The organism is Streptomyces sp. NPDC001700, from assembly GCF_053596435.1.
In genome coordinates, this window is the sequence record NZ_JBSFGE010000006.1 from 168,545 (window position 1) to 193,426 (window position 24,882).

The window sequence follows — 24,882 nt, forward strand, 5'->3', positions numbered from 1 at the left end:
ATCATGTCCACCCCCGAGACATCCGGCCCCGAGGCATCCGGTCGCCTCGCGGAGCAGCTGCTGCGCCTGACCCGCCGACTGCAGCGCGCCCAGAAGCGCCACATGGAGCCGCTGGGCATCACCCCGGCGCAGGCCCGGCTGCTGCGCACCGTGGCACACCACGACGGGCCGCCGCGGATGGCGGACCTCGCGGAGCGGCTGGAGGTGGTCCCGCGCGCGGTGACCTCGCTGGTGGACGCACTGGAGGCGCACGGCTCAGTACGCCGTGCGCCGGACCCGTCCAGCCGACGGGTGGTGCGGATCGAGCTGACCGAGACCGGCCGCTCGACGTTGCGCGCCCTGCACGACGCGCGCCGGGCCGCCGCCGAGGACGTCCTGGCACCGCTGAGCGATCAGCAGCGTGACGCCCTCGGCGACCTGCTCGACAGCCTCTCCGGGCCCCCCGGCAGCCGCTGCTGACGCGGGGGGGCGCCGGGAGGCGGTCAGCCGCGCGCGGCCGGGGCCGGTACCACGGGGGCCGCCGCCGGGACGGCGGCCTGCTCACCGGCTTTCCCGCCGGGCTGATCGCCGGACTCGTCACCGGGCTCCTCACCGGCGAGGACCCGCTTGGCCCGTTCGGTGTCCAGCGCGCCCTCCCACCGGGCGACGGCGAAGACCGCCACACAGTTGCCGAGCAGGTTGGTGGCCACCCGCATCGAGTCCATGATCCGGTCCACCCCGAGCAGCAGCGCCACGGCGGCGGCCGGGATCGTCCCGAGGGCCGAAGCGGTGGCCGACAAGGCGAGGAAGGCCGATCCGGGCACGCCCGCCATGCCCTTGCTGGTGAGCATCAGCACGAGGATGACGGTGATCTGCTGGCCGAGGCTCAGGTCGACGCCGACCGCCTGGGCGATGAACAGCGTGCCGATGGACAAGTAGATCGACGCGCCGTCCAGGTTGAAGGAGTAGCCGGTGGGCAGCACAAGACCGACCGCGTCCTCGCGGCATCCGGCCGCCCGCAGCTTCTGCATCATGCGCGGCAGCACGCTCTCGCTGGAGGCGGTGCCGAGCGCGAGCAGCATCTCCTCACGGCTGTACCGGACGAACTTCCAGAGGCTCAGCCCGGTGACCGCCTTGAGAGCCACGGCGAGCAGGACGAGGAAGAGCAGCGCGACGCCGTAGCACAGCGCGATCAGCTTCCCGTACGTCGACAGGGCACCCAGTCCGTACTCCCCGACCAGATGGGCCATGGCGCCGAAGACCGCGAGCGGCGCGAGCCTCATGAGGAAGCCGACGACGGCGAACACGACCTGCTGCGCCTGCTCGATGGCCGGGAGGATCGCGGGCACCTTGGTCTTGCCGAGGTGCAGCACGGCCGCGCCCACCAGGCAGGCCAGCACCAGGACTTGGAGCAGGGAGTTCTCGGCGAAGGCGCCGACGGCGCTGTCCGGCAGCGCTTCCAGCACGAACTGGGACGCCGACGGCAGTTGGCCGCCGGAGGTCTGGTCGTCCACGGCCGAGCCGTCCAGGGAGGACGGATCGACATGCATACCGGTGCCGGGCCCGACCAGATTGGCGGCGAGCAGACCGAGGATCAGCGCCGCCGTGGTGGCCACCTCGAACCAGATCAGCGCCTTCAGCCCGATCCGCCCGAACGCCTTCAGATCACCGGCCTTCGCGATGCCCGCGACGACCACACAGAAGACGAGCGGCGCGATGACCGCCTTGATCAGGCGTATGAAGCCGTCGCCGAGCGGCTGGACGGCCGTGCCCACATCCGGCCACAGCCGTCCGACCGCGACTCCGAGAACGAGCGCGCAGGCGACCTGCGTGAACAGCGATGTGCGCAGCACTCTCGCTGCGCGCCGGGCGACGGATGGTGAGGGGTGCGGCACGGGGACTCCTCGGCAGGGATGTCCAGGGACATCCGGGGACTTCCAGGGACTTCTGAGATGCGGAAAATTACTTCCGCGCAGCCGCCACTATGGCCGAGCGCGCGTTTCCGCCGATGAGTTCCGTGTAACGGCCGCGAAAACCCTGATGTCCTTGTGTTACGTCCGTGCCTCGCCGGGGCTCAGGCGGCCAGGTGCGCCTTGTCCCCCATCACCACCACCGGGTGCCGGTCGGGGTCGAGGTTCCTCAGCAGATACTCCATGCCGGACTTGGGCAGGCTCACACAGGCCGACGTACCGCTGCCGTGGTCCATGTGCAGCCAGATGCTCCCGCCCTTCGCTTGCCCCTCGGGCCGGGTCGGGTCGAGCGGTGAGGTGCCCTTGACCCGGTTGTAGTCGATGGCGATGACGTAGTTGAAGTCCGTCCAGTGCGACTTGGGCCAGGAGTGGGGAGCGGCGAAGGCGGGCGTTTCGGAGTACGGCAACCGGGCGCCGGGGTCCGGGAGCACTCCGCCCGCGTCGCTGAGCGTGTAGACGCCGACCGGGCTGCGCTTGTCCCCCTCGTGATGACGCGTCGTCCAGCCGTGCTTGCCATTGTGACCGGCCCAACTACGGGCGCGCTTCCAGTCCTTGCCCTCCTTGGTGTACAGCACCACGGTCGCGTCGGCGGAGTTCACTCCTTTGCCGTAGACCGCGACAACCTGCCGTGCGTTTCCGGGGATTTTGGACTGGAGGGCGTTTCCCACCTCCGGGATGCGGGTGGGGTCCGGCTTCGGCGCCTTGCTGCCCATCGCGTGCTTTCCCTGGCCGCCGCCCTTGTCGCCACCGCCGTTCCCGCCTCCGCCGCAGGCGGTGAGAAGGGCGAGGGCAGTGGCGGTCACGACCGCCGTACGCATGGACACCGTGCCGGAGATTCGCATGGGCCCCATCGTCCCACTCCGGCGTGGGCCCGGCGCGCGCGGGTTTGGCGTGTTCCGTCCCCCTGCGGGAAAACCAGTTGAAATTCGCACCCGTGAAGAGTCAACCTTTCACGTCTCTTTGCCTTCTCCGCCGCCGCCCTAGCTCTGGAACGTCATGCGCATTCGCGATCTTCCGTATTCCGACCCGGGACTGCCCGACGTACGGTCAGGTACCCGGTTCCTCGTCTGGCTGGGCCGGAACCAGTTGGGCGGGCAGATCAAGGCCGCCCTGTGGGGTCTGCTGCACATGGGGTCCCTGGTGTGCTTTCCCGTCGCGATCGGCTTCGGCGTGCAGGCGGTCGTGGACCGTTCCGGTTCGCGGCTCGCCCTGGCCGGGGCGCTGATGGTGGGGCTGACCGTGCTCACCGCGCTCGGCGACGCCATGCTGCACCGGGCGGCGGTCACCAACTGGATCACGGCGGCGGCGCGGGTGCAGCAGTTGCTGGCCCGCAAGACGGTCGAGCTGGGTTCGGCGCTGACCCGACGGGTGGCGGCGGGCGAGGTCGTCGCCGTGTCCACGGGGGACGTCGAGAAGATCGGCTGGTTCGTGGAGGCGCTGTCCCGTTTCACCGCGGCCGCCATCACGACCGTCGGGGTGTGCGTGGCGCTGGTGATCTACCAGCCCGCGCTCGGCGTGGTGGTGGCGCTCGGCGTACCGGCGCTGGCGCTTGCGGTGCTGCCGCTGCTGCCGCGGGCGGCGCGCCGGGCCGATGAGCAGCGGGAGAAGGCGGGGCGGGCGACCGAGCTGGCGTCGGACACCGTGGCCGGGCTGCGCGTGCTGCGCGGTATCGGCGGCGAGGACCTGTTCCTGAGCCGCTACCGGCGGGCCTCCCAGGAGGTGCGGACCGCGGCGGTGCGCAGCGCGCGCATGTGGGCGCTGATCGCGGCGGTGCAGGTCGTGCTGCCGGGGATGCTGCTGATCGGGGTCGTCTGGTACGGGGCGGTGCTGGCCGGGAGCGGGCGGATCACGGTGGGCGAGCTGGTCACGATCTACAGCGCGGTGACGTTTCTGCTGTTTCCTCTCCGTCATGTGGAAGAGATCGCGATGGCGTACTCCTTCTCCCGGCCCTCGGCGCGGCGCGCGGCCCGGGTGCTGGCGCTGCGGCGCCCCTCGGCCGGGAACCAGGACGCGCACGCGGCCGGTCCCGACGCGGCGCGGCCGACCGGCGATCTGTACGACCCGGCCACCGGGATGCTGGCTCCGAGCGGGCAGCTGACCGCGGTGGTGTGCGGTGATCCGGACGCGGCGGGGCGGATGGCGGACCGGCTCGGCGGTCACCCCGCCGAGGACGGTGCGGAATCCGGGGACGGTGACGGTGACGGTGCGCCCTCGGCGCTGCTGGGCGGAGTGGCCCTGGATGACGCCTCGCTGGCCACCGCGCGCGCGGCGGTACTCGTCCAGGACAAGGACCCGGTGCTGCTGTCGGGAACGCTCACCGAGCTGCTGGACGTACCTCGGTCGGGCGAGGTGCCGCCACGGGACGCGCTGGATGCGGCCCAGTGCGGCGATGTGCTGGAGGCGCTGAAGCAGGCCTCGCTGGCCGACTCCGGCGACGGGGACCCGATGGGCGCCCGGATCACCGAGCGCGGCCGCTCGCTCTCGGGCGGCCAGCGGCAGCGGCTGGCGCTGGCCCGCTCGCTGGTGACCGACCCGGAGGTGCTGGTGCTGGACGAACCGACGTCCGCCGTGGACTCGCACACCGAGGCACGCATCGGGGAGGGGCTGAAACGGCTCCGGGCGGACCGGACCACGGTCGTGTTCACCTCCAGCCCGCTGCTGCTGGACCAGGCAGACCGGGTGGTGTTCGTGCACGACGGCGTGGCCGCGGGGGTGGGAAGCCACCGCGAACTGCTGAGCACCGATCCCGCGTATCGCGCGGTGGTCACCCGGGAGCCGGACGGCGGCGGGGAGCGGGACGGCGTCCGGGCCCAGGGCGGCGGCCGAGGCGGGCTCACGGAGCTGGAACGGGCCGGGGAAAAGATCATCGAGGAACAGATCGAGGAGTCGGCATGATCGGCGTGGCGCCACCCGCCTACGACCCGGCCGCACCGGAGTCGGCGACGACACTGCCGGTCGGCACGGCCACCACCGTGCGCGGCTATGTGCGTGAGCTGCTGCGGCGGCACCGGAAGGCCTTCACCGTGCTGATGGCGGTGAACGCCACCGCCGTGCTCGCCTCGATGGTCGGCCCTCAGTTGCTGGGCGGGGTGGTCGAGGACCTGTCGCAGGGCAAGGACGACCTCCATATCGAGCGCACCGTCGCGCTGTTCGCGGTGGCGCTCGTGGTGCAGACCGTGTTCGTGCGGATGGTGCGGCTGCGCGGTGCGGTGCTGGGCGAGCAGATGCTGGCCGATCTGCGCGAGGACTTCCTCGTCCGGTCGGTGGGGCTGCCGCCGGGCGTGCTGGAGCGGGCCGGGACCGGTGATCTGCTGTCCCGGATCACCACCGACATCGACCGGCTGGCGAACGCGATGCGCGAGGCGGTCCCGCAGCTGTCCATCGGTGTGGTGTGGACGGGCCTGCTGCTGGGCGCGCTGACCGTGACCGCTCCGCCGCTGGGGCTCGCGGTGCTGGTGGCGCTCCCGGTGCTGGTGATCGGCTGCCGCTGGTACTTCAAGCGGGCGCCGAGCGCCTATCGCTCGGAGGCGGCCGGGTACGCGGCGGTGTCCGCGTCCCTGACCGAGAGCGTGGACGCGGGCCGGACCATCGAGGCCCACCGGCTGGGCGACCGCCGCATCGCCCAGTCCGAGCTGCGGATCAAGCAATGGACCGCATGGGAGCGGTACACGTTGTATCTGCGCTCGGTGCTGTTCCCCGTGATCAACGTGAGCTACACGCTGATCACCGGCTCGGTGCTGATGATCGGCGGCGTCTGTGTGTTGCGGGGCTGGATGTCGGTGGGCGAGCTGACGACGGGGGCGCTGCTCTCGCAGATGCTGGTCGAGCCGATCGGGCTGATTCTGCGCTGGTACGACGAGCTGCAGGTCGCGCAGGTGTCGCTGGCCCGGCTGGTGGGAGTGCGGGAGATCGAGCCGGGCCCGGCCGACGCCGGGGTGGCGCCGGTCGGCCGTGAGGTGCGGGCGGACGACGTGCGGTTCGGCTACCGGGAGGGCAGCGATGTGCTGCACGAGGTGTCCATGACGGTGCCGCCGGGGACGCGGCTGGCGCTGGTGGGCCCCTCCGGCGCGGGCAAGTCGACGCTGGGCCGGTTGCTGGCCGGTATCTACGGCCCGCGGACCGGCCGGGTGACCCTGGGCGACGCGGAGCTGGCGCGGATGCCCGCCGAGCAGGTGCGCAGCCATGTCGCCCTGGTCAACCAGGAGCACCATGTGTTCGTGGGCTCGCTGCGGGACAACCTGCTGCTGGCCCGGACCTCCGCGCGGGATGCCGAGCTGTGGGCGGCGCTCGCCGCGGTGGACGCGGACGGCTGGGCGCAGGCGCTGAAGGAGGGCCTGGACACGGAGGTCGGCTCGGGCGGGCTGGCGCTGACCCCGGCGCAGGCGCAGCAGATCGCGCTGGCCCGGCTGGTGCTCGCCGATCCGCACACCCTCGTGCTGGACGAGGCCACCTCGCTGCTGGACCCGAGGGCGGCCCGCCATCTGGAACGGTCGCTGGCCCAGGTGCTGAAGGGCCGGACCGTGGTCGCCATCGCGCACCGGCTGCACACCGCCCATGACGCGGATGTGATCGCCGTGGTCGAGGCGGGCCGGATCAGCGAGCTGGGCAGCCACGACGAGCTGGTGGCGGCCGACGGCGCCTACGCGGCGCTGTGGCGCTCCTGGCACCAGTGACACCCCGGGGCGCCGCCGCCCCGGCGGTCCCGGTACCGGCATCGCCCGGACCGGGACCGTCCTGAGGAGTGTCCCGGTCAGACGATGCCGAGGGCGACCAGCCCGCCGAGGCCGCCGAGCATCATGAAGACGGGCATCAGCACCTTCAGCTCGACCCAGCTGCCAGCACGGAAGCGCATGGCCTCCGGCGGACCGATCGGGTACCAGCGCTTGCGGCCGATCGGTATGGGCCACAGGATCGGGCAGCCGGAGACGGTCAGCGCGTCGCCGATGTCGTGCACGAGGGCGCCGAGGATGATCGGCAGCCCCAGCCACAGGTACTCCTGGCCCGGCGCGGTGAACAGCCAGTCCGCGCCGTTGCCCGGCTTGTTCAGGATGTCGGCGAGCATCCAGGCGCTGGTGGCGCCGAGCAGCCACACCAGGACATCGCTGGAGACCCGCGCCGCGCGCCACAGCAGCCCCTCGACCGCCAGCACCATATGGACGAAGAGGATGCCGAGCACCGCCCAACGGCCGCCGACCAGGGCGAGCGCCGAGGATCCGGCGCCGATGAGGACGGCCCAGACCCAGGTGTGGGTCAGGGTGCGGTGGCCGCCCGAGCGACGCGGGTCGCCCGGCTTCCTGGTCGACTTGTAGACCGCGTACGACAGCTTGTCGATCACTTCGCACAGCACCCGGGAGACCGGCCCGAAGGCGCGGGATATCGTCGCCGCCTTGTGGTCGAGGTCGGGGGCGAGCGCCGCTCCGGCGCAGATCAGCGCGCCGACGACGAGCACCGGCCAGGGCATCTCGTGGCCAGCCGCGGCGGCCGCCGCGCCCACCCCCAGCCAGGCTGCCGCTCCGGACAGCGAATGCGCCGGTCCCATCATGGTCGTACCCCGCCCCTGTTCTTGCCCGCCTTGGTGCGGGAGTTGGTTGCATCGGCTCACCACACCCTAGCGACGGACGATCTTCGTCCGCACAGCCGGTTCCCGCCCCGCCAGGGAAACCAGGCAGTATAGGTGCGTGACTCTTATCGATCAGCTGCCGAGCGAAGCCGACCCCGACACTCTCTTCGAGAGGTTCTCGACCTGGGTCGAGGAGCGGGGCATCTCCCTCTATCCCGCCCAAGAGGAGGCGCTGATCGAAGTGGTGTCCGGTGCGAACGTCATTCTGTCGACGCCCACCGGATCGGGAAAGAGCCTGGTGGCCGCGGGCGCCCACTTCGCCGCGCTGGCCCGGGACGAGGTCACCTTCTACACCGCGCCGATCAAGGCCCTGGTCTCGGAGAAGTTCTTCGAGCTGTGCAAGATCTTCGGCACCGAGAACGTCGGGATGCTCACCGGGGACGCGTCGGTCAACGCGGACGCCCCCATCATCTGCTGTACGGCCGAGGTGCTGGCGTCCATCGCCCTGCGGGACGGCAAGAACGCCGACATCGGCCAGGTGGTGATGGACGAGTTCCACTTCTATGCCGAGCCGGACCGGGGCTGGGCGTGGCAGATCCCGCTGCTGGAGCTGCCGCAGGCTCAGTTCGTCCTGATGTCGGCGACGCTCGGCGATGTGACGCGGTTCGAGGACGACCTGAAGCGGCGCACCGGGCGGTCCACCGCGGTCGTGCGGTCGGCGACCCGGCCGGTGCCGCTGAGCTACGAATACCGCACGACGCCGCTCACCGAGACGCTCACCGAGCTGCTGGAGACCCGGCAAGCCCCCGTCTACATCGTGCACTTCACCCAGGCCGCGGCGGTCGAACGGGCGCAGGCGCTGATGAGCATCAACATGTGCACGCGGGCGGAGAAGGACGAGATCGCCTCGCTGATCGGTAATTTCCGCTTCACCACCAAGTTCGGCCGGAACTTGTCGCGTTATGTCCGGCACGGAATCGGGGTGCATCACGCGGGGATGCTGCCGAAGTACCGGCGGCTGGTGGAGAGGCTGGCCCAGGCCGGGCTGCTGAAGGTCATCTGCGGTACCGACACGCTCGGGGTGGGCGTCAACGTACCGATCCGGACCGTGCTGTTCACCGCGCTGACGAAGTACGACGGGCAGCGGGTGCGGACGCTGCGGGCGCGCGAGTTCCACCAGATCGCGGGCCGGGCCGGGCGCGCCGGGTTCGACACCGCCGGGTTCGTGGTGGCGCAGGCGCCCGAGCATGTCGTCGAGAACGAGAAGGCGCTCGCGAAGGCGGGGGACGACCCCAAGAAGCGCCGCAAGGTGGTCCGCAAGAAGGCCCCGGAGGGGTTCGTCAACTGGGGCCAGAACACCTTCGAAAAGCTCATCGCGTCCGACCCCGAGCCGCTCACCTCCCGATTCCGGGTCACCCACACGATGCTGCTGTCGGTCATCGCTCGCCCCGGCAACGCGTTCCGCGCGATGCGCCTCCTCCTGGAGGACAACCACGAGCCGCGCAAGAACCAGCTCCGGCACATCCGCAGGGCGATCGCGATCTACCGCTCGCTGCTGGACGGCGGGATCGTCGAGCAGCTGGAGACGCCCGACGCGGAGGGGCGGCACATCCGGCTGACGGTGGACCTCCAGCAGGACTTCGCGCTCAACCAGCCGCTGTCGACCTTCGCGCTCGCCGCGTTCGAGCTGCTGGACCCCGAATCCCCCTCCTACGCCATGGACATGGTCTCGGTGGTGGAATCGACGCTGGACGACCCGCGGCAGATCCTGGCGGCCCAGCAGAACAAGGCGCGGGGCGAGGCGATCGCCGCGATGAAGGCGGACGGGGTCGAGTACGAGGACCGCATGGAGCGGCTCCAGGACGTGACCTATCCCAAGCCGCTGGAAGAGCTGCTCTTCCACGCCTACGGGCTCTACCGCAAGAGCCACCCGTGGGTCGGCGACCACCCGCTGTCGCCCAAATCGGTGATCCGCGACATGTACGAGCGGGCGATGACCTTCACCGAGTTCACCGCGCTCTACGACCTGGCCCGCACCGAGGGCATCGTGCTGCGCTACCTGGCCAGTGCCTACAAGGCGCTGGACCACACCGTGCCGGACGACCTGAAGTCGGACGACTTCGAGGACGTCATCGCCTGGCTCGGCGAGATGGTGCGGCAGGTCGACTCCAGCCTCCTGGACGAGTGGGAACAGCTGGCCAATCCGGAGGAGGAGTCCGCGGAGGAGGCGCGGGAGCGGGCCGACCAGGTCCGGCCGGTCACCGCGAACGCCCGCGCCTTCCGTGTGCTGGTGCGCAACGCCATGTTCCGCCGGGTCGAGCTGGCCGCGCTCGACAAGGCGGCGGAGCTGGGCGAGATGGACGCCGAGTCCGGCTGGGACGAGGACGCCTGGGGAGCCGCGCTGGACGCGTACTGGGATGAGTACGACGAGCTGGGCACCGGTCCGCAGGCCCGCGGTCCGAAGCTGCTGCAGATCGAGGAGGAGCCCGAGCACGGGCTGTGGCGGGTGCGGCAGACCTTCGACGACCCGAACGGCGACCACGACTGGGGCATCTCGGCCGAGGTCGACCTGACCGCCTCCGACGAGGAGGGCCGGGCCGTGGTCCGGGTCACCGACGTGGGCCAGCTGTAGCACCCCGGCCGCCGTCCCCTCCCCGAACCCGCTCAGCGAAGGAGCGCCAGCGATGACCAACCCCGCCGAGCGTCTGGTCGACCTGCTCGATCTGGAACGGATCGAGGTGGACATCTTCCGTGGGCTGAGCCCCGACGAATCGCTGCAGCGGGTGTTCGGCGGGCAGGTGGCGGGGCAGGCGCTGGTGGCCGCCGGGCGCACCACCGACGGGGAGCGCCCGGTGCACTCGCTGCACGCGTACTTCCTGCGCCCGGGTCGGCCGGGTGTGCCCATCGTGTACCAGGTGGAGCGGATCCGGGACGGTCGCTCCTTCACCACCCGCCGGGTCGTCGCCGTCCAGCAGGGTCGGACGATCTTCAATCTGACGGCCTCCTTCCATCGCCCGGAGCCGGGCATCGAACAGCAGCTGCCGATGCCCGAGGTACCTGAGCCGGAGAGCCTGCCGAAGCTCTCCGATGAGATCCGCGAGCACTTGGGGGCGCTCCCCGAGTCGCTTGCGCGGATGGAGCGACGCCAGCCCTTCGACATCCGGTACGTCGAGCGGCTGCGCTGGACCGATGAGGAACTGAGGGAAGCGGAACCCCGCAGCGCGGTGTGGATGCGCGCGGTCGGACCGCTCGGGGACGACCCGCTCGTCCACACCTGCGCGCTCACGTACGCGAGCGACATGATGCTGCTGGACGCGGTGCGGATGCCCGTTGAGCCGCTATGGGGCGAGCGGGGTTTCGACATGGCCTCGCTGGACCACGCCATGTGGTTCCACCGGCCCTTCCGTACCGATGAGTGGTTCCTCTACGACCAGGAGTCGCCCGTGGCGACCGGCGGCCGCGGGCTGGCGCGCGGCCGGATCTATGACCGCGCGGGTCGCCTTCTCGTATCTGTGGTGCAGGAGGGCCTCTTCCGCCCCCTGGCTCCGGCGCCGGAGGCCACGGAGAACGGCTGAGCCCTGAGCCCTGGAGCGGCGCGCCTGGCCGTGGGTCAGCGCTTGCCGACCAGCCTGCGCCACAGGCCGCGCGGCCGGTGGTCCGCTGACCGGCCCGGGGGCCGGGTGCGGCAGGCGGGGAGCGATGCCACCGCGGCGTCCGGCCGGGGTGCGGGGCGGACGCGGCGGGCCTCCCGCACCGCGTCGGCGAGCGCCACGCGATATCGCAGGATCTCCTGGGCCCCCTCCGCCGTCTGCACCCTGTCGATCACCTTGCGCGCCGCCGCCGCGGCGGGGCGCACCGGGACGAGCGCCGGGCGAAGCTCCCGCACATGGTCCCGGTCGTGCGGATCGCCGACGGCCACCGCCAGCTCGTCGGCGCCCAGCACCGCGGCCAGCACCCCGGCGCGCTCCCAGGGGTCCCGGGTCCGGGAGAGCAGCTGGCCGATCCGCCGGGCCCGCCACTTCTCGGCCCGTGCGTCCTCTCCGGCGGCCAACGACGCGCTCAGCCCCGGCGGGGTGCGGCCGCTCAGCAGATCCGGCTCGCGGACGGCGAACTCCTCCAGATCGGTGGCCAGATAGAGCCACACCACCCGCCGGTACCGGTTGACATAGAACCGGGCCGGGGCGAAGAAGCCGCCGCGCGCCAGGCGGGTGAGCCGACCCGGGCTGATGCCCAGCAGCACGGCCGCCTCCGCCGTGCCGACCACCCGCAGCCGGGTGCGCAGCACCTCCGGGAATCCCTCGGCGCTCGTCAGCCGCGCCAGCTCCTCCCGCGCCACCCGCCGCCCGGCGGGGGTGGTGATGGTGTGCACCTCCCCCAGCTGCTCGGCCAGCTCGAATTCGCGCGGCATGAGGCCCAGCATCCGGGCCGCGGTGCGGAACGCGACGCCCGTCGGCTGCCCCGGCCCGGCCGGGCCCGACGGCTTCCGGCGCTCCCGCACCTCCTGCGCGGCCCGCGTCCCCCTCGCGGCCCGCGCCTCCTGCGGCTCCCGCTCGCCCTGCTCCGCTCGTACCACTGCCATGACGAAGTCCTCCCCCGCGATCCATCAATCACTGACAGTGACGACGATAGCGTCGCGGCACGACGGTCCGTCAGGCCTGTGGATAACCGTCTGTGGATAACTCCCCGGCGGTCAGCTCGGGGCGCCGCTCTCCTGCCGGGCCTCGACTCCCAGGTGCTCCCCCACCCTGTTCACCAGCAGCGTCATCTCGTAGGCGACCTGCCCGACATCGGCGTCCGGGCCGCTCAGGACGCAGAGACAGCTGCCGTCACCCGCGGCCGTCACGAAGAGGACGCCCTCCTCGAACTCGACCATGGTCTGCCGCACCCGGCCCGTCCGGAAGTGGTTACCGGACCCCTTGGCGAGGCTGTGCAGCCCGGAAGCGACGGCCGCCAGGTGCTCCGCGTCCTGGCGTTCGAGCGTCGCGCTCGCCCCCGTCACCAGTCCGTCGTTCGACAGCACCAGCACATGCCGCACCTGCGCGATCCGCTGGGTCAGGTCGTCCAGTAACCAGTCGAGCCCCTTGCTGAGTGCCATTGGCGTTTCCTCCCCGATTCCCCTTCAGCTGCGTGCCAGCCTTTCTCACTGCCGCCGTCTGGGCAACCCGCCCTACCCGTCCCTCCGGCCGTTCCGCGCTGTTTGACGCAAGATGGGGACATGGCACAGAACATGTCGAGGGATCAGTGGCAGAAGTTCCTCTCCGAGGGCACCCGCACCGGCAAACTGGCGACCGTAAGGGCCGATGGAAGCCCCCATCTCGCGCCCATCTGGTTCCTGCTCGACGGGGACGACCTGGTCTTCAACACCGGGCAGGACACGGTCAAGGGACGCAACCTGGCCCGGGATCCCCGGGTCAGCCTCTGCGTGGACGACGACCGGCCCCCGTTCTCCTTCGTCACGGTGCGGGGCCGGGCCGAACTCAGCGATGAGCTGGGAGAGGTACGGGAGTGGGCCACCCGGATCGCCGCCCGCTATGTGGGCGATGACCTCGCCGAACAATATGGAGCCCGCAACGGCGTCCCCGGCGAGCTGCTGGTGCGGGTCCGTATCCAAAAGGTCGCCGCCGTCGCCGATATCGCCGACTAGTCGAACGATGAAATAATTCGGCCGAAATCAATCGTTCAGGGTCGCGTCCCGACCTTTATCGCACCGTCCCTTCCGGGGTCAGCCGAGGGCGCGCAGGTGCTCGCCGACCCGATCCACGAGCCGGGCCGACTCGGCGGCGGCCGTGGCCGGGTCGGCCGCCACGGCGCTCAGCACGGCCAGGCAGGCTCCGGCTGCCGCCGCCGCGACGAAGAGGGTGCCGCTCTCCATCTCGACCATCGTCCGGCGCACCGGGGCGGGCCGCGCGCGACGCCCCGCGCTCCTTGCCAGGCCGTGAAATCCGGAGGCGACCTCGGCCAGCTGCTCCGCGTCCCGCCGGGAGAGCCCGCGGGACGCGCTGAGCACGGCCCCGTCCTGCGAGAGCAGCACGGCGTGGCGGACCCCGGCGGCGCGGGCCACTCCCTCATCCAGGATCCGGTCGAGCAGACCCGGGTCGAGCAGGCTCCGGTCGAGACCGGCCGACGAGCGGACGGCGGCGGCGCGGCGCTTGATCATGACGGTCTCCCTCGGTCGGCACACGCCGCGAGCGGGCGGCGCGCTCGGGGTCCCCCCATGGGCCAGGGACGCTAGCCCGCGAGGGGGCGCATTGAGGGGCGCATTACGAACCTGGTGGAATTTGACAGAGACAGATTCACGAACGATCGCTTGATGCCCGAACCTGTTCTCAGGACGGCAAACCAAGGAGCCCCCATGCGCCAGGACCGCGCCCATGAAGACCGCCGCGACACCGCGGCCGGTGTGCGGGACTTCTTCACGCCCCGGGCGGCCGACTGGGACAGCCGCTTCCCCGATGACGGCCCGGCCTCCGCCGCCGCCGTCACCCACCTGGGCCTGCGCACCGGGGACGCGGTGCTCGACGCGGGCTGCGGTACGGGCCGCGCCCTGCCCGCCCTCCGCGCCACGGTCGGCCCCCGGGGGACCGTGCTGGGCTTCGACCTCACGCCCGCCATGCTGACGGCGGCCGTACGCGCCGGGCGGGACCGGGACGGGACGCTCGCCCTCGCCGATGTCGCCCGGCTGCCGCTGCGCGACGGCTGTCTCGACGCGGTCTTCGCCGCCGGGCTGATCTCGCACCTCACCGATCCCACGGACGGGCTGAGCGAGCTGGCCCGGGTGGTGCGCCCCGGCGGGACGTTGGCGCTGTTCCACCCGGTGGGGCGCGCCGCGCTCGCCGCCCGCCACGGCCGGGCGATCTCCCCTGACGACCTGCGGGCCGAGCCCAACCTGCGACCGCTGCTGGCCCGTTGCGGCTGGCGGCTCGACACGTACACGGACGAGGACACCCGCTTCCTGGCCGTCTCGGTCCGTCAGGGCTGATGACCTGAGCGGTGCGCCACAATGCGGGCATGCTCGAACTCGCCATCCTCGGCTTCCTCCATGACGCGCCGCTGCACGGCTACGAGCTACGCAAACGCATCACCGCGCTGACCGGGCACGTCAAGCCGGTGGCCGAGAGCACCCTCTACCCGGCGATCAAACGGCTGGAGAAGGCGGGGCTGCTGGCCCGTGAGACCCGGCCGGGCGCGGGGGCCGCGCCCCGGCTCGTCCTGACCCTGACGGCCGAGGGGCGCGCCGAGCTGCGCCGCCGTCTCGCGGATCCCGCCGAGAGCGACATCACGGACGAGAACCGCTGGTTCATCCTGCTGTCGTTCCTGCGGCATCTGGACGATCCGGCCCGGCAGGCGGCCGTACTCGAACGCCGCCTGGCCCATCTGCGCCGTCCCTCCTGCTTCTTCTACGAGGGCGACCGGCCGCTGCGCGCGGAGGAGGTGGAGGACCCCTTCCGGCGAGGCGTCCTCACCCTCGCGCGCGCCGCCGGCCAGGCCGAACTGTCCTGGCTGCGGCGCACCCTGGACGGGCTGCGGGCCGGGGACGGGAGCTGACCCCGCCCACGGCACGAGTCTCGACGCCGCGCCTACCGGCTGGTTAGGGTGCGCCGGACGAAGAACCGCAAGAGGAGGCTGCCGTGTCCGCCACGGAGGAGTCGGGCGAGGACGCGCTGTATGTGCTGACCGCCGTGCTGCTGACGCCCGCACAGTTCCCGAGCGTGCTCGGCGACGACTATCCCGAGGTGTGCGCCGCGCTCGGGCTGGAGCCGTACGAGCCGGGCTACGGCCTGGTGCTGGGGCAGGACGGCAAGGGCGCCCGTTGGACGGTGGTCACCGACGATGTGTCGCTCGTCGCGATCGCCATCGCCACCTGGGACTGCGGCATGGAGTACGAGCTGTCGCTCGACGACCGGACCGTGCTCGCCTCCCTGCCCGGCTGGCCGCTCGCGGTGGCGGTAGCCGCGCCTGGCGTACCGGCGCCGCACGACCCCGCGCCCGACGCCCAGCCCGAGGGCATGGCCCGGCCGCCGCTCGCGCCGCCGGACTCCGGGCAGTGGGGTCCGCCGCAGCGGCGGCTCGGCGCGGACGAGATCGCGCTCCAGTGGGCGATCTGGCGCGAACAGGTGGACGGCGAGGTGACGTTCGTGGCGCCGGGCGAGAAGCCGCACGGGGGCGTGCGGCGCGTCTTGGAGGAAGCGCGCGGCTATCTGGACACGCCTCCGCCGCTGGGCCGGATCCGTTCCGCGTTCGCCGCGGGTGACGCGCGGACGCTGCGGGCGGACGGACCGGGCTGGAGCATGGTGGCGCGGACCGACGACATCGCGTTCGTGCTGCTGGACGAGGCGCCGGGCGAGGTGCTGCCGGTCGGCCGCGGTCCGGAGCTGCCGGGGCTGCTGACGGCACTGGACAAGCTGGCCGTACGACCGCACTGAGCGCGGGGACGGCGCACGGGGCGCAGCCACGCGTCTGTGACCGGCCGGGTCGGGGAGCCGGGACGGTCCGCGATCGGTAATGCGCGGTCACTCCCAGGCGCGCGCCGCCCCCGCTCCCGAACCCGGCCGGTGGTCTGTGGCTCGGCTCGTCCCCGGGGCGCGACAGCAGCTGTCGACGGTGCCCGGGTGCCGAGGCTGGGCCGCCCGGGTCAGCGACCCAGCTGCTTGCGGGAGACCCCGCGCAGCCTGCGCCGCTGCGACGGGTCGAGCAGCAGATAGGCGGCCACCGGCACGCCGACCATCACCAGCAGCGCGGCCCAGAAGGGCAGCAGCCACAGCAGGATCACACCGGCCGCCACACCTCCGGCGGCGACCTTCGCGCGCGTGGACATCGCACCCGCCTCCTTAACCCGGCCCATAGCCGTATTCACTCCTCACAACGGACACCGGCGGCTGCCGGTTCCACATCCTGCCCACGGTCCTGTACCCTCGGCCGCCCACTCCGGTAGTCAAATTTGAGGAACGCGTCAGCGCTGTGATCCCACCCTCCGCGACCAGCCCCTCCGAGATCGCCGAACTCTGTCGCTCCACCGCCGTCTTCCTGCCGGGCGATCCCTCGCGCGCCGGGCGCGTCGCCTTCTGGCGACCGGATGACCCGCCGCCCGGCGAGTCCGGCTCCACCGAGGAACTGACCGTCGTCGTCCCGGACGGCACCGGCGTCCATACCCGCACCGTACGAGCCCGGGTGCTGCCCCTGTCCGCAGCGCTGTCCGTGCTCACCCGGGCCCGGGCACGGGCCGCCGCGCGACCGGGCGGAGAGCGCTCGGACCGGGAGGGGACCGACCCCGCGACGGCGTTCTGGGGTGCCGCCGCCGTCCTCGCCCTGCAACTCGCCGCCCGTGGCCGACTGCTGCCCGGCCTCACCGCCACCGACCACGACGCCTGGCGCGTCGGCCCGCTCGACGGCGACGACCTGGAAAGGGTGCGGGAGCTGGCCGCCGCCATGCCGCCCGCCGCCCACGCGGTGGCGCTGCCCGGCAGCGACCCCCTGCTGTTGCCCGACCCCGAACGCCAGCTGCGCGCCTTCCTCGACGCGGTCGCGGACGGGCTGCCGCGCTCGCCCGCCGCGTCCGTGGCCGCGGGCGGCCCCGCCTTCGCCGCTACGGCCCCTCGGCGACTGCCCGAACAGCGCGTCTGGGCGGCCGACGTCGCCGCCGGGCACGACGCGGGCGTACGGCTGTCGCTCCGTATCGAACTGCTCCAGGGGACCGGCACCGGGCCCGGTTTCCGTGCCGTCCTCCAGTTGCACAGCCTCACCGATCCGTCTCTGGTCGCCGACGCCGCCGAGGTGTGGGCGGGCACCGCGCCCGCCGGTGCGGCGCTCGGGCCCCGGGCCCGGATGGACGCCCTGCTCACCCTGCGGCGCGCGGCCCGCGCCTGGGCGCCGCTCACCCCGCTGCTGTCCGCCGCCGTGCCCGACGCGGTCGATCTCGCCGACGAGGACGTCACCGAACTGCTGGGCCCGGCGACCGGGGCGCTGGACGCCGCCGGGGTGAAGGTGCACTGGCCCAAGGAGCTGGTGCGCGGGCTCACCGCGCGCGCCGTCGTCGGCCCGGACGACCCGGACGACCCTGATGAGGCGGACGGTACCGAACAGAGCCAGGGGCCCCGGACGCCCTCCTTCCTCTCCGCCGACGCGCTGCTCCGCTTCAGCTGGCGGTTCGCCATCGGCGACCAGGAGCTGACCCGGGAGGAGCTGGACCGGATCGCCGAGGCGGGCCGCCCGGTAGTGCGGCTGCGCGACCAGTGGGTGGTCCTGGATCCCGAGTCGGCGCGGCGCGCCCGCGACCGCCAGGACCGCAAGCTCGCCCCCGTCGACGCGCTCGGCGCCGTCCTCACCGGCCGTACGGAGGCCGACGGCACCGAGGTCGAGGTGCGGGCCACCGGCTGGCTGGCCGCGCTGCGCGACCGCCTCGCCCGGCCAGGGGAGGACGACGGCGGACCGCCCGTCGCCCAGCCCGCGGCGCTCGCCGCCACGCTGCGCGACTACCAGCTGCGCGGTCTGGACTGGCTGGTCCGGATGACGTCGCTCGGCCTCGGCGGCTGTCTCGCGGATGACATGGGGCTAGGCAAGACCATCACCCTGATCGCGCTGCATCTGCACCGGCAGGACGTCGCCGGAGCCGCCGGGCCCACCCTGGTGGTCTGCCCGACGTCGCTGATGGGCAACTGGCGGCGCGAGATCGAACGGTTCGCGCCAGGCACGCCGGTGCGCCGCTTCCACGGCACGGCGCGCAGCCTGGACGGTCTCGCGGACGGGGAGTTCGTGCTGACCACGTACGGCACGATGCGGCTGGACGCGGAACGGCTGGCCGGGGCGGGGCCCTGGGGCATGGTCGTCGCCGACGAGGCCCAGCACGTCAAGAACCCGTTCTCGGCGACCGCCAAGCGCCTGCGCACCATCGGGGCCAAGGCCCGGGTCGCGCTCTCCGGCACCCCCATCGAGAACAACCTCTCCGAGCTGTGGGCGATCCTCGACTGGACCACGCCCGGCGTGCTGGGCACCCATGACGCGTTCCGCAGGCGCTATGCCCAGGCCGTGGAGAGCGGAAGCGACCCGGACGCCGCGGCGCGGCTGGCGAAGCTGGTCCGCCCCTTCCTGCTGCGGCGCCGCAAGTCCGACCCGGGCATCGCGCCCGAACTCCCGCCGAAGACCGAGACGGACCGGGCCGTCACGCTCACCAAGGAGCAGGCCGGGCTGTACGAGGCGGTGGTGCGGGAAATCCTCGCGGAGATCGCGGTCACCGGCGGGCTGGAGCGGCGCGGACTCATCGTCAAGCTGCTGACCGGGCTGAAGCAGATCTGCAACCATCCGGCGCAGTACCTGAAGGAGGACCAGCCCACCATCGTCGGCCGGTCCGGGAAGCTGGAGCTGCTCGACGAGCTGCTGGACACCATCCTCGCCGAGGGCGCGAGCGTCCTCGTCTTCACCCAGTACGTGCAGATGGCCCGGATCCTCGAAGGTCACTTGACCGCGCGTGGAGTACCGGTCCAGCTGCTCCACGGCGGTACGCCGGTGGCGCGCCGCGAGGAAATGGTGCGGCGCTTCCAGGACGGCGAGGCGCCGGTGTTCCTGCTGTCGCTGAAGGCGGCGGGCACCGGGCTGAACCTCACCCGCGCCGGTCACGTCGTGCACTACGACCGCTGGTGGAACCCGGCCGTCGAGGCGCAGGCCACCGACCGTGCGTACCGCATCGGCCAAACCCAGCCGGTGCAGGTCCACCGCCTCATCGCGGAGGGCACCGTGGAGGACCGGATCGCCGCGATGCTGGAGCGCAAGCGGGAGCTGGCCGACGCGGTGCTGGGCTCCGGCGAGGGCGCGCTGACCGAACTGACCGACGCCCAGCTCGCGGAGCTGGTGGAGCTGAGGGGGAGCGAGCGTTGAGCCGTACCGGACACTCCGATGAGAACGGGTACGCCGAGGACGCGCCCGGCGCGCGGCCCGAGCGCACCCTCCCCGCCCTGCCGCCCGCCCAGGGCCGCGGCTTCGCCCGTACCTGGTGGGGCCGGGCATGGCTGAAGGCCCTGGAGGACACCGCGCTGGACAACGGGCACCTGAAGAGCGGCCGCAAGCACGCTCGCGAGGGCGCGGTCGGCGCGGTGTGCGTACGGCCGGGGCGGATCACCGCGGTGGTACGGGACCGGGACCGCACCCCGTACCGCTCCGATGTGCTGCTGCAGGAGCTGGACGACGGCGAGTGGGACCGGCTGCTGGGCGTGGTCGCGGAGCGCTCGGGGCACATCGCCGCGCTGCTCGACCGCGACATGCCGCCGCAGCTCGTCGAGGACGCGGCAGCCGTGGGCGTCGATCTGCTGCCGGGGATAGGCGATCTGGAGCCGGAGTGCGCGTGCGAGGCGTGGGACCACTGCCCGCACACCGCCGCGCTCTGCTACCAGGTCGCCCGGCTGCTGGACGAGGATCCGTATCTGCTGCTGCTGATGCGCGGGCGCGGGGAGCGGGAGCTGCTGGACGAGCTTCAGGTGCGCAGCGTGGCGCACGCGGCCCGGCACGCCGCACCGGCCGGGGAAACGGCTGGGGAATCGGCCGGGGACGAGGTTCCGTTCGCGACCCCGGAGGGCGTACCGGCGCAGGCGGCGTTCACCGCGCCCGGTCCGGCCGCGCTGCCCGCTCCCCCGGCCGCCGTCGCCGCACCCGGCCGTCCACCGGCGCTCGCCGGGGGCACGGATCCGGCGCCCGGGCTGGACGTGGCCGCGCTGGAGTTCCTCGCGGCCGACGCCGCCGTACGGGCCCAGCGGCTGCTGGCCGAGGCGCTGGCTCCCGGCCATGCCGCGTCCCCCGTCCCGGCCGTGCTGACGGAGTGGCAGGACACCGTGCGGCTGACCGCCGCCGGTCCCCCGGCCGCGATCGCCGCCCGGCTCGCGGCGGGCTGCGGGCGCGACCGCGTGGACCTGGCCCGTGCCGTACGCGCGTGGGAGCACGGCGGGGCCGCCGCACTCGCCGTGCTGGAGGAGGAGTGGACACCGGACGCCGAGGCCCTGGCGCGCGCCCGCGCCCAGCTCGCCACCGCGTGGGAGGAGGGCGAACAGGCGCCCCGGCTGCGTGTGGCGGGCAACCGCTGGACGGCGGTGGGCGCCGACGCCCAGGTGCGCTACGGGCGCGACGGCCGCTGGTGGCCGTACCGGAAGGACCGGGGCCGCTGGTGGCCCGCCGGGCCGTCGGCCCAGGACCCGGAGGCGGCCCTGGCGATGACCGCCCCGGACTGACGCGCGTCAGGCGGGTGGTGGGACCGGACGCGGCGCCACGCCCGGTCCCACCGGCGGCAGGGCGGCAACCTTTCGTGGGGGCGTGGCAACCGTAAGGCGTCAGAAACACCCCCGCACACGCCTCCACGGGACGGAGATCCCCCATGCCCCCAACGCGTCCGCGCTCCCGGCGCCGCCGCCCCGGTCCGCTCCTCGGCCCCCTGGCCCTCGCCACCGGCGCCGCGCTGATCGCCGCTCCGGCCGCCGGATGGCTCGGCGACAGCGGCCGGGCCCACGCGGCAGGTTCCGCGGCGGCGGCGACCCTCGTCGTCGCCAAGGACGGCAGCGGTCAGTACACGACCGTCCAGGCGGCCGTCAACGCGGTCCCGGCGAACAACGCCTCCGCGGTCACCATCTCCGTCAAGCCCGGCACCTACCGGGAGCTCGTGAAGATCCCCTCCAACAAGCCGCACATCCGGCTGGTGGGCAGCACCGGCAACAAGAGTGACGTGAGCATCGTCTACAACAACGCCTCCGGCACCCCCAAGCCCGGCGGCGGGACCTACGGCACCAGCGGCAGCGCGACCGTCGCCGTCGAGGCGGACGACTTCCAGGCGCGCCATCTGCAGTTCGTGAACGACTTCAACGAGGCGAACACGAGCATCACCGACAAGCAGGCGGTCGCGCTGCGCACCGCTGCCGACCAAATCGTGCTGGACAACATCGGCGCGGTCGGCGACCAGGACACCCTGCTGCTCGACTCGGCGAGCAAGGACAAGACCGGCCGGGTGTACGTCAACAACTCCGTCATCCAGGGCAATGTCGACTTCGTCTTCGGCCGCGCCTCCGCCGTCATCAACAAGTCGACGATAAAGCTCGTCAAGCGCTACGACGGCAGCTCCGGCGGCTATGTCGCGGCGCCCTCGACGGCGGCGGGCAAGAAGGGCTTCCTGTTCATCAACAGCACCGTCAGCGGGGACGTCAGCAGCCGGTCCTTCTACCTCGGCCGCCCCTGGCACGCGGGCGGGGACGCGAGCCTCGATCCGCAGACGGTCGTCCGCAACACGAATCTGTCGGCGGCGGTCAAAACCACGCCGTGGACGGACATGAGCGGCTTCTCCTGGAAGGACGACCGCTTCGCGGAGTACAAGAACACAGGCTCCGGTTCCGGTTCGGCGAGCGGCGACCGGCCGCAGCTGACCGACGCGCAGGCCGCCGACTACGAGATCGCGGACTGGCTCGCGGGCTGGCAGCCGTCCTGATCCGGCGCGTCCGGTGAACTCCGGCCGCCGGTCCCGTCGGGGGGCGGGACCGGCGGCCGGTCGCTACCGCAGCCGGCGATCAGTGATCAGCCGCGCGCGGCCAGCAGATGGTCCATGGCGAGCTGGTCCAGGCGCTCGAAGGCCATACCGCGCCCGGCGGCGGCCTCGGCGTCGAACTCCTCGAAGGCGGTGCGGTCGGCGAGCAGCGCCGCCGGGGTCTCGCCCTCCTCCAGGGTGGGCCGGGCCAGCTCGTCCAGGCGCGAGGCGCGCAGCGCCTCCTGGACCTCCGGGTCGGCACGGAAGGCGCCCGCCCGCTCCTTGAGGATGAGGTAGTTACGCATGCAGCCCGCGGCCGACGCCCACACGCCCGCGATGTCCTCGGTGCGCGGCGGCTTGAAGTCGAAGTGGCGCGGGCCCTCGTAGCCGCCCGTCTCCAGCAGGTCGACCAGCCAGAACGCGGCCCGCAGATCGCCCGCCCCGAACCGCAGGTCCTGGTCGTACTTGATGCCGGACTGGCCGTTGAGGTCGATATGGAAGAGCTTGCCCGCCCATAGCGCCTGCGCGATGCCGTGCGGGAAGTTCAGCCCGGCCATCTGCTCGTGGCCGACCTCGGGGTTCACCCCGTACAGCGCGGGCCGCTCCAGCCGCTCGATGAAGGCGAGCGCGTGGCCGACGGTGGGCAGCAGGATGTCGCCGCGCGGTTCGTTGGGCTTGGGCTCGATGGCGAAGCGCAGATCGTAGCCCTGCTCGGTGACGTACGCGCCGAGCAGGTCGAAGGCCTCCTTCATCCGGTCGAGGGCGGCGCGCACGTCCTTGGCCCCGCCGGACTCCGCGCCCTCGCGGCCGCCCCAGGCCACATAGGTCTTCGCGCCCAGCTCGACCGCGAGGTCGATGTTGCGCAGGGTCTTGCGGAGGGCGTAGCGGCGGACGTCCCGGTCGTTGGCGGTGAAGGCGCCGTCCTTGAAGACCGGATGAGTGAACAGGTTGGTCGTGGCCATCGGCACGGTCATGCCGGTGGCGTCCAGGGCCTGCCGGAAGCGCTTGATGTGCGACTCGCGCTCGGTCTCCGAGGCGCCGAAGGGGATGAGGTCGTCGTCGTGGAAGGTGACGCCGTACGCGCCGAGTTCGGCGAGCCGGGTGACGGACTCGACGGGGTCGAGCGCCGGGCGGGTGGCGTCCCCGAATGGGTCCCGGCCCTGCCAGCCGACCGTCCACAGGCCGAAGGTGAACCTGTCCTCAGGGGTGGGGTTGTAGCTCATCGCAGCTCCCTCGCCTATTTCGTCAGGGCGCTTTACAAATTAGTATGCGCGAGCATTCCGGGGAAGCCCCGCTCATCAGCCGCTCAGACTCGTCGCAGCGGACAGGGACGCAGTCGCAAGCACACAGGGACGCAAGGGAGAGCGCGAGATGGCAGCAGCAGCCGTGCCCGTGCCGGAAGGACCGCTGGTCGTGGGCGTGGACAGCTCCACGCAGTCGACCAAGGCGCTGGTCGTCGACGCCGCGACCGGCCGGGTCGTCGCACGCGGCCAGGGGTCGCACACCGTCGGCGGCGGCGCCGGCGGCGAGGGCAAGGAGAGCGATCCTGAAGCGTGGTGGGAGGCGCTGGCGGAGGCGCTGCGCCAGTGCGGCCCGCACGCCCGGCAGGCGGCCGCGGTCTCCATCGGCGGCCAGCAGCACGGGCTGGTGACACTGGACGCCTCCGGCCGCCCGGTACGCCCCGCGCTGCTGTGGAACGACGTGCGCTCGGCGCCGCAGCGCGACCGGCTGGTCGAGGAGCTGGGCGGCCCCAAGGCGTGGGCGGAGCGGATCGGCAGCGTGCCCGCGACGTCGTTCACCGTCACCAAATGGGCCTGGCTCATGGAGAACGAGCCGGAGGCGGCCCGCGCCACCGCGGCCGTCCGGCTCCCCCACGACTACCTCACCGAACGGCTCACCGGATACGGCACGACCGACCGCGGCGACGCCTCGGGCACCGGCTGGTGGGCGTCCGGCAGCGAGGCGTACGACGAGGAGATCCTCGGCCGGGTCGGGCTCTCCCCCGCGCTGCTGCCGCGCGTCCTGCGGCACGGCGAGGCGGCCGGGACGGTACGGGACCTGCCGGACCTGCCGCTGCCCACCGGCGCCCTGGTGGCCACCGGGACCGGCGACAACATGGCCGCGGCCCTCGGGCTCGGGCTGCGCCCGGGGCAGCCCGTGCTCAGCCTCGGCACCTCCGGCACCGTGTACGCGGTCTCGGAGCACCGGCCCGCCGACCCGACGGGGATGGTCGCCGGGTTCGCCGACAGCCGGGAGGCCTGGCTGCCGCTGGCCTGCACCCTCAACTGCACGCTCGCCGTCGACAAGGTCGCCGCGCTGTTGGGCCGGGACCGGGAGGCGGTGGAGCCGGGCGGCCAGTCCGTACTGCTCCCCTTCCTGGACGGTGAGCGCACCCCGAACCTGCCCCACGCCTCCGGGCTGCTGCACGGGCTGCGCCACGACACGACGCCGGGCCAGCTCCTCCAGGCCGCCTACGACGGCGCCGTCTTCACTCTGCTGACCGCGCTCGACCAGGTGCTGGACGCGGACGCGGCCCCCGATACCCCGCTGCTGCTCATCGGCGGCGGCGCCAAGGGCACGGCCTGGCGCGAGACGGTACGGCGGCTGAGCGGCCGCCCGGTCCAGGTACCGAGGGCGCAGGAACTCGTCGCCCTCGGCGCCGCCGCGCAGGCCGCCGGGCTGGCGCTGGGCGAGGATCCGGCGGCGGTGGCGCGCCGCTGGGCGACCGCGGAGGGGCCGTCGTACGAGGCGGTGGAGCGCGACGAGGAGACGCGGCAGCGCGTCTCCCGGGTGCTGTCCGACGCGGACGGGCTGCTGCGCCGGGCCTGACCCGCGCCGCCGGGCACCATCAGCGAAACCGTACGAGAAGCCCGTACGAGAGGAGACGA

At 72.7% G+C, this 24,882-nt stretch carries 21 protein-coding genes; 13 read left to right on the forward strand and 8 right to left on the reverse strand.

Annotated features, from left to right (window positions below; all coding sequences use genetic code 11):
- Positions 1-3 precede the first annotated feature (3 nt).
- On the forward strand, positions 4-459 hold the full coding sequence (locus ACWC5C_RS14275) for a MarR family winged helix-turn-helix transcriptional regulator (RefSeq protein ID WP_450875687.1): 456 nt from the start codon (positions 4-6) through the stop codon (positions 457-459).
- 23 nt (positions 460-482) lie between these two features.
- Here ACWC5C_RS14275 and ACWC5C_RS14280 read toward each other — a convergent pair whose 3' ends face one another.
- Positions 483-1,874, reverse strand: coding sequence for a cation:dicarboxylate symporter family transporter (locus ACWC5C_RS14280; RefSeq protein WP_450875688.1), 1,392 nt, complete (start codon positions 1,872-1,874; stop codon positions 483-485).
- Positions 1,875-2,053: 179 nt separating this feature from the next.
- The gene (locus ACWC5C_RS14285) at positions 2,054-2,800 is read right to left on the reverse strand and encodes a hypothetical protein (protein ID WP_450875689.1); all 747 of its coding nucleotides are present in this window, start codon (positions 2,798-2,800) and stop codon (positions 2,054-2,056) included.
- A gap of 145 nt (positions 2,801-2,945) precedes the next feature.
- Here ACWC5C_RS14285 and ACWC5C_RS14290 point away from each other — a divergent pair, with 145 nt between their 5' ends.
- A complete protein-coding gene (locus tag ACWC5C_RS14290; RefSeq protein ID WP_450875690.1) occupies positions 2,946-4,844 on the forward strand; it encodes an ABC transporter transmembrane domain-containing protein in 1,899 nt (632 codons plus the stop codon).
- Positions 4,841-6,622 carry an ABC transporter ATP-binding protein gene (locus ACWC5C_RS14295; RefSeq protein WP_450875691.1) on the forward strand — a complete coding sequence of 594 codons (1,782 nt, stop codon included), beginning with the start codon at positions 4,841-4,843 and terminating at the stop codon, positions 6,620-6,622. Before ACWC5C_RS14290 ends, ACWC5C_RS14295 begins: the two co-directional genes overlap by 4 nt.
- A gap of 77 nt (positions 6,623-6,699) precedes the next feature.
- Here the strand turns inward: ACWC5C_RS14295 and ACWC5C_RS14300 are convergent, their stop codons facing one another.
- A complete protein-coding gene (locus tag ACWC5C_RS14300) occupies positions 6,700-7,491 on the reverse strand; it encodes a metal-dependent hydrolase (RefSeq protein WP_450875692.1) in 792 nt (263 codons plus the stop codon).
- Positions 7,492-7,627: 136 nt separating this feature from the next.
- Here ACWC5C_RS14300 and ACWC5C_RS14305 point away from each other — a divergent pair, with 136 nt between their 5' ends.
- Positions 7,628-10,141 (forward strand): DEAD/DEAH box helicase, encoded by a 2,514-nt coding sequence (locus ACWC5C_RS14305; protein ID WP_450875693.1) that lies wholly within the window; start codon positions 7,628-7,630, stop codon positions 10,139-10,141.
- Between the two features lie 52 nt (positions 10,142-10,193).
- The gene (locus tag ACWC5C_RS14310; protein WP_385442802.1) at positions 10,194-11,084 is read left to right on the forward strand and encodes an acyl-CoA thioesterase; all 891 of its coding nucleotides are present in this window, start codon (positions 10,194-10,196) and stop codon (positions 11,082-11,084) included.
- A 35-nt stretch (positions 11,085-11,119) separates the two neighbouring features.
- Here the strand turns inward: ACWC5C_RS14310 and ACWC5C_RS14315 are convergent, their stop codons facing one another.
- Entirely contained in the window at positions 11,120-12,088 is a 969-nt protein-coding gene (locus tag ACWC5C_RS14315) for a DUF6397 family protein (protein WP_450875694.1), read from the reverse strand.
- A 111-nt stretch (positions 12,089-12,199) separates the two neighbouring features.
- Entirely contained in the window at positions 12,200-12,604 is a 405-nt protein-coding gene (locus tag ACWC5C_RS14320) for a roadblock/LC7 domain-containing protein (protein WP_358619961.1), read from the reverse strand.
- Positions 12,605-12,724: 120 nt separating this feature from the next.
- Between ACWC5C_RS14320 and ACWC5C_RS14325 the strand changes: the two genes are divergently transcribed.
- Positions 12,725-13,153, forward strand: a complete 429-nt coding sequence (locus ACWC5C_RS14325) for a PPOX class F420-dependent oxidoreductase (RefSeq protein WP_450875695.1) — start codon at positions 12,725-12,727, stop codon at positions 13,151-13,153.
- Positions 13,154-13,231: 78 nt separating this feature from the next.
- Here ACWC5C_RS14325 and ACWC5C_RS14330 read toward each other — a convergent pair whose 3' ends face one another.
- Positions 13,232-13,666, reverse strand: coding sequence for a roadblock/LC7 domain-containing protein (locus ACWC5C_RS14330; protein WP_450875696.1), 435 nt, complete (start codon positions 13,664-13,666; stop codon positions 13,232-13,234).
- 195 nt (positions 13,667-13,861) lie between these two features.
- Here ACWC5C_RS14330 and ACWC5C_RS14335 point away from each other — a divergent pair, with 195 nt between their 5' ends.
- From ACWC5C_RS14335 to ACWC5C_RS14345, 3 genes are all read left to right on the forward strand, one after another.
- Positions 13,862-14,488: a class I SAM-dependent methyltransferase gene (locus ACWC5C_RS14335; protein ID WP_450875697.1), complete on the forward strand. Its 627-nt coding sequence runs from the start codon at positions 13,862-13,864 to the stop codon at positions 14,486-14,488.
- A gap of 29 nt (positions 14,489-14,517) precedes the next feature.
- Complete coding sequence (locus ACWC5C_RS14340) at positions 14,518-15,054, forward strand: PadR family transcriptional regulator (RefSeq protein WP_450875698.1); 537 nt, start codon at positions 14,518-14,520, stop codon at positions 15,052-15,054.
- A gap of 83 nt (positions 15,055-15,137) precedes the next feature.
- Positions 15,138-15,932 carry a hypothetical protein gene (locus ACWC5C_RS14345; protein WP_450875699.1) on the forward strand — a complete coding sequence of 265 codons (795 nt, stop codon included), beginning with the start codon at positions 15,138-15,140 and terminating at the stop codon, positions 15,930-15,932.
- 209 nt (positions 15,933-16,141) lie between these two features.
- Here ACWC5C_RS14345 and ACWC5C_RS14350 read toward each other — a convergent pair whose 3' ends face one another.
- Complete coding sequence (locus ACWC5C_RS14350) at positions 16,142-16,324, reverse strand: hypothetical protein (RefSeq protein ID WP_385442817.1); 183 nt, start codon at positions 16,322-16,324, stop codon at positions 16,142-16,144.
- Positions 16,325-16,467: 143 nt separating this feature from the next.
- On the opposite strand from ACWC5C_RS14350, the gene ACWC5C_RS14355 reads away from it, so the two are divergent.
- The 3 genes from ACWC5C_RS14355 to ACWC5C_RS14365 all read left to right on the forward strand — a co-directional run bounded on the left by ACWC5C_RS14355 (position 16,468) and on the right by ACWC5C_RS14365 (position 21,958).
- Complete coding sequence (locus ACWC5C_RS14355) at positions 16,468-19,377, forward strand: DEAD/DEAH box helicase (protein ID WP_450875700.1); 2,910 nt, start codon at positions 16,468-16,470, stop codon at positions 19,375-19,377.
- Positions 19,374-20,717 carry an SWIM zinc finger family protein gene (locus tag ACWC5C_RS14360; protein WP_450875701.1) on the forward strand — a complete coding sequence of 448 codons (1,344 nt, stop codon included), beginning with the start codon at positions 19,374-19,376 and terminating at the stop codon, positions 20,715-20,717. Before ACWC5C_RS14355 ends, ACWC5C_RS14360 begins: the two co-directional genes overlap by 4 nt.
- Before the next feature lie 143 nt (positions 20,718-20,860).
- Positions 20,861-21,958 (forward strand): pectinesterase family protein, encoded by a 1,098-nt coding sequence (locus ACWC5C_RS14365; RefSeq protein WP_450875702.1) that lies wholly within the window; start codon positions 20,861-20,863, stop codon positions 21,956-21,958.
- 86 nt (positions 21,959-22,044) lie between these two features.
- Here ACWC5C_RS14365 and xylA read toward each other — a convergent pair whose 3' ends face one another.
- Complete coding sequence (gene xylA, locus ACWC5C_RS14370) at positions 22,045-23,217, reverse strand: xylose isomerase (protein ID WP_450875703.1); 1,173 nt, start codon at positions 23,215-23,217, stop codon at positions 22,045-22,047.
- 163 nt (positions 23,218-23,380) lie between these two features.
- Here xylA and xylB point away from each other — a divergent pair, with 163 nt between their 5' ends.
- Positions 23,381-24,823 (forward strand): xylulokinase, encoded by a 1,443-nt coding sequence (gene xylB / locus ACWC5C_RS14375; protein WP_450875875.1) that lies wholly within the window; start codon positions 23,381-23,383, stop codon positions 24,821-24,823.
- The last annotated feature ends 59 nt before the right edge of the window (positions 24,824-24,882 follow it).

Excerpts from the sequence above, each read along its gene's own strand:
- ACWC5C_RS14320 (WP_358619961.1), bottom strand. The coding sequence starts at position 12,604 with ATGGCACTCAGCAAGGGGCTCGACTGGTTACTGGACGACCTGACCCAG.
- ACWC5C_RS14335 (WP_450875697.1), top strand. The coding sequence starts at position 13,862 with ATGCGCCAGGACCGCGCCCATGAAGACCGCCGCGACACCGCGGCCGGT.
- ACWC5C_RS14330 (WP_450875696.1), bottom strand. The coding sequence starts at position 13,666 with ATGATCAAGCGCCGCGCCGCCGCCGTCCGCTCGTCGGCCGGTCTCGAC.
- ACWC5C_RS14300 (WP_450875692.1), bottom strand. The coding sequence starts at position 7,491 with ATGATGGGACCGGCGCATTCGCTGTCCGGAGCGGCAGCCTGGCTGGGG.
- ACWC5C_RS14275 (WP_450875687.1), top strand. The coding sequence starts at position 4 with ATGTCCACCCCCGAGACATCCGGCCCCGAGGCATCCGGTCGCCTCGCG.
- ACWC5C_RS14295 (WP_450875691.1), top strand. The coding sequence starts at position 4,841 with ATGATCGGCGTGGCGCCACCCGCCTACGACCCGGCCGCACCGGAGTCG.
- ACWC5C_RS14325 (WP_450875695.1), top strand. The coding sequence starts at position 12,725 with ATGGCACAGAACATGTCGAGGGATCAGTGGCAGAAGTTCCTCTCCGAG.
- xylA (WP_450875703.1), bottom strand. The coding sequence starts at position 23,217 with ATGAGCTACAACCCCACCCCTGAGGACAGGTTCACCTTCGGCCTGTGG.
- ACWC5C_RS14310 (WP_385442802.1), top strand. The coding sequence starts at position 10,194 with ATGACCAACCCCGCCGAGCGTCTGGTCGACCTGCTCGATCTGGAACGG.
- ACWC5C_RS14350 (WP_385442817.1), bottom strand. The coding sequence starts at position 16,324 with ATGTCCACGCGCGCGAAGGTCGCCGCCGGAGGTGTGGCGGCCGGTGTG.
- ACWC5C_RS14315 (WP_450875694.1), bottom strand. The coding sequence starts at position 12,088 with ATGGCAGTGGTACGAGCGGAGCAGGGCGAGCGGGAGCCGCAGGAGGCG.
- ACWC5C_RS14290 (WP_450875690.1), top strand. The coding sequence starts at position 2,946 with ATGCGCATTCGCGATCTTCCGTATTCCGACCCGGGACTGCCCGACGTA.
- ACWC5C_RS14340 (WP_450875698.1), top strand. The coding sequence starts at position 14,518 with ATGCTCGAACTCGCCATCCTCGGCTTCCTCCATGACGCGCCGCTGCAC.
- ACWC5C_RS14285 (WP_450875689.1), bottom strand. The coding sequence starts at position 2,800 with ATGGGGCCCATGCGAATCTCCGGCACGGTGTCCATGCGTACGGCGGTC.
- ACWC5C_RS14365 (WP_450875702.1), top strand. The coding sequence starts at position 20,861 with ATGCCCCCAACGCGTCCGCGCTCCCGGCGCCGCCGCCCCGGTCCGCTC.